Source organism: Mycobacterium intermedium (assembly GCF_002086275.1).
In the GTDB taxonomy this organism is placed as follows: domain Bacteria; phylum Actinomycetota; class Actinomycetes; order Mycobacteriales; family Mycobacteriaceae; genus Mycobacterium; species Mycobacterium intermedium.
In genome coordinates this window covers 1-3,567 of the sequence record NZ_MVHT01000181.1, presented here as the reverse complement: position 1 = coordinate 3,567, position 3,567 = coordinate 1, and the positions used below count along the sequence as shown (strand labels likewise).

The 3,567-nt window shown below is 69.5% G+C and carries 2 protein-coding genes and 1 pseudogene; 1 reads left to right on the top strand and 2 read right to left on the bottom strand.

Translation table 11 applies throughout. The features are described 5' to 3' along the window. A partial coding sequence (locus tag BST27_RS29800) for a PE family protein (protein ID WP_139805462.1) occupies positions 1-971 on the bottom strand: 971 nt, incomplete at its 3' end. A 352-nt stretch (positions 972-1,323) separates the two neighbouring features. Between BST27_RS29800 and BST27_RS29795 the strand changes: the two genes are divergently transcribed. Next, positions 1,324-2,859, top strand: coding sequence for an acetyl-CoA acetyltransferase (locus BST27_RS29795; RefSeq protein WP_069418693.1), 1,536 nt, complete (start codon positions 1,324-1,326; stop codon positions 2,857-2,859). Between the two features lie 40 nt (positions 2,860-2,899). On the opposite strand, the pseudogene BST27_RS32835 reads toward BST27_RS29795, so the two are convergent. Beyond that, a pseudogene (locus BST27_RS32835) lies at positions 2,900-3,567 on the bottom strand (hypothetical protein); the annotation flags it as partial.

Here is a 3,567-nt window from a genome sequence, read left to right as displayed (position 1 = left end):
GTCCCGCCTGCACCGGTGGCGACCCCGCCGATGCCGCCGGCGCCGCCGGTGCCGATCCAGCCGCCACCACCACCCGCACCGCCCGCGCCAGCGGTGAAGTTTGCCCCGTTCGTCGCGCCGCCTGCACCGCCTGCGCCGCCGACGCCGAACAGCCCTGCGGCCCCACCTACGCCCCCGTCTCCGCCGTTGTGGCTGCCAATGAACTCTCCGCCGCTGCCGCCGGCGCCGCCGCTGCCGATCAATCCGCCGCTACCGCCGGCGCCGCCTGTCCCCGCACGAGTCCCCGATGATGACCCGCCCGTTCCGCCGGCGCCGCCGACGCCGAACAGCCCGGCGGCCCCGCCTGCGCCCCCGTTCCCGCCGACGGCATTGGAATTCCCGCCGGCGCCGCCGGTCCCGCCGTTGCCGAACAGGCCGCCGGACCCGCCGCTACCGCCGTTTGCACCGCTAAAGCCTGCTCCGCCGGCGCCGCCGGCGCCGAACAGTCCGGCGGCCCCGCCGTTCCCGCCGATGGGGTGAGCGGCGCTTCCGGATCCGCCGGCGCCGCCGTTGCCGAACAATATGCCGCCGTCCCCGCCGTTGGCCCCCGAACCCACAGCGGCATTGGCGCCGTTGCCGATCAGCGGGCGTCCTAGCACCGTCTGGAAGGGGGTATTGACGAGGTTAAGCAACTGCTGCAACGGACTGCTGCTGGCTGCCTCAGCCATGGTGTACTGCGCGGCGCCCGCGCCCAGGAGCGCGACAAACTCGTCGTGGAACGCCGTCGCTTGTGCGCTCAGCGCCTGATACAGCTGGGCGTGGGACCCGAACACCGTCGCGATGGCCGCCGACACCTCGTCGGCGCCCGCGGCGAGGACTTCCGTGGTCGGGGCCAGCGCCGCCGCGTTTGCCTGGCTGATGGTCGACCCGATGTTCTTTAGATCTGAGGCTGCCGCCGTCAGGAACTCGGGCACTGCGGTCACGAACGACATCTGATACCTCCACTACCTGGGGCATGGCGATCGCAACCGTCAGCGGGTAATCGATGTTCGGAGATCTACATCCTAGTCCGATCACAGGAAATTCATAAGAAGTTCCAGCGGACCTCTGCAATTTGCACCAGACGACTCTCACGCGGCGCCAACAGTGTCGAGTGCTTTGACGGCGAATTGGACTTAGCCAAGCAACTCGCGTTCGAGGCGGGCACTGGCTCGGCCCATCGATCCAGGGAATGGGCTGGGGTCCCACCCGAATGGCCCGGCATTCAGCGGGGAGTGGCGTGGGCCGTCGCCTCGCCGACCCTGGCCGCGCGTCACAGGGTCACTTGCGGTAGATAGTAAGGCTATGAATCTCGATCCGCGGACGCCCGTCGTCGTCGGCGTCGGGCAGTCCGCCGAACGCATCGATGACCCCGGCTATCGGGCAATGTCACCCGTCGAACTGGCCGCGGCGGCCGCCCAAGCAGCACTTGACGACTGCGGCGCGCAAGCCGTGGCCATCGCCGTCGATACCATTGCCGCTCTTCGGCAATTCGAGATCTCCGGCCCTGTCGCCACCGCTCCACTGGGACGGTCCAACAACTATCCGCGTTCGGTGGCCAACCGGATCGGGGCCAAACCCGGTCGCGCGATCCTCGAGGTCGTCGGTGGTCAGGGGCCACAGAAGCTGGTCAACGAGTTGGCCGCGGAGATCGCGGCGGGCCGGTCGGAGGTGGCTCTGGTCTTCGGCTCCGACGCGACGTCCACCCTGCGGCATTTCGCGCAGGCGCAGGACAAGCCGGACTTCACCGAGACCGTCGACGGGGACCTGGAAGACCGCGGACTTGGCATCGAACAGCTGATATCGCGCTACACCGTGATCCACGGTCTGATCGACGCGCCGACTCAGTACGCGCTGATGGAGAATGCCCACCGCGCCGGAACGGGGTTGGGCCCGGCCGAGTACCTACGCAGGATGGGCGAACTGTTTGCGCCGTTCACCAAGGTTGCGGCGGCTAACCCGTTCGCTGCCGCGCCGGTTGAGCGCAGCGTCGACGAGTTGATCACCGTCACCGAGACCAACCGGATGATCGCCGAGCCGTATCCGCGTTTCCTGGTGGCCCGCGACCAGGTGAACCAGGGCGCCGCGGCGCTGTTGATGTCGGTTGATGCCGCACGACGGCTCGGCGTGCCCCGCGAAAAGTGGGTGTACTTGCGAGGTCATTCGGACCTGGTGGAGCAGCCGATGTTGGAGCGCCCGGATCTCGGGCAGGCGCCGTCGGCGGTCATGGCGGCCCGCGAGGCGCTGGAGGTGGCCGGTATCGGTGTCGACGATGTCGCCACGTTCGACCTGTACAGCTGCTTCCCGGTGCCGGTCTTCAATGTCTGCGACGGTCTGGGTATCGCGCCCGACGACCCGCGTGGCCTGACACTCACCGGCGGCCTGCCCTTCTTCGGCGGGGCGGGCAACAACTATTCGATGCACGCGATCGCCGAGACGGTAGCCCGAATGCGAAGTGCACCAGGGCAATTCGGTCTCGTCGGCGCCAACGGCGGGGTGCTGAGCAAGTATTCGGTCGGTGTCTACTCGACCGAGCCGGCGCCGTGGCGGGCCGATCGCAGCCCGCAGTTGCAGGCGGTCATCGACAGCCGGCCCACCGTGGCGGTCACCGAGCACCCGGACGGTGCCGGCGTCATCGAGACCTACACGGTCCGCCGGGACGCGGGGCGCCGGACCGGCATCATCATCGGCCGGTTGGTTGGCGACGGGAGTCGGTTCCTGGCAACCACCGAAGACGCCGACTTGATCGCACTCCTGGCCGACGGCGACCCGCTGGGCGTGTCCGTACCGGTGAAGTCGTTCGACTACGGCAATCGGTGCGTTTCGGGGCTGTCCGGCTGACGGGGCTGAGAGGGTAGCTCGCGCTCAGGCGGGCTGAGCCTCACGCCGGGGTTATCCCCCTCTTTCCGATCGGGCCGCCGATGAGATACCCGCCGAAGCCGCCGGGGGCGCCGATGCCCGGAGTATTCCCGATGCCGCCGTTGCCGCCGGCGCCGCCGAACCCGAAGAAGTAGCCGCCGTAGCCGCCCTGGCCACCGTTACCTCCGAACGCCAGGTCGGGCGCACCGAAGCCGTTGCCGCCGGCGCCGCCGATACCGAAGAGGCCGCCGATGCCGCCGATGCCGCCGACCCCGCCACGGCCACCCATGAGCGCGCCGCCGCCGTTGCCGCCTGCTCCGCCGATGCCGAAGATGCCCCCGCCGTCGCCGCCGAATCCTCCCGGCCCGCCGGTCCCGTTGAAGGTCAACGCGTTTCCGCCAGCACCGCCGTTGCCGCCAATGCTGAAGAATTGACCATTACCCCAGCCGCCCTGGCCGCCTTGGCCGCCAATGTTGGTGGCGCCGAAGGCGTCTCCGCCGGCGCCGCCGTCGGCGCCGATGCCGATGATGTTGTAGAAGAGGTTGCCGACGCCACCAGGTCCGCCGATTCCCGCGACGCCGCCGGTGCTGGCCGTTCCGCCGGCACCGCCCGTTCCGATGAACAGTCCGGCCTTGCCTCCGGCGCCGCCGTTGCCACCTAGGTTCAACCCGTAAGCGGCATTGCCGCCGG

Excerpts from the sequence above, each read along its gene's own strand:
- BST27_RS29795 (WP_069418693.1), top strand. The coding sequence starts at position 1,324 with ATGAATCTCGATCCGCGGACGCCCGTCGTCGTCGGCGTCGGGCAGTCC.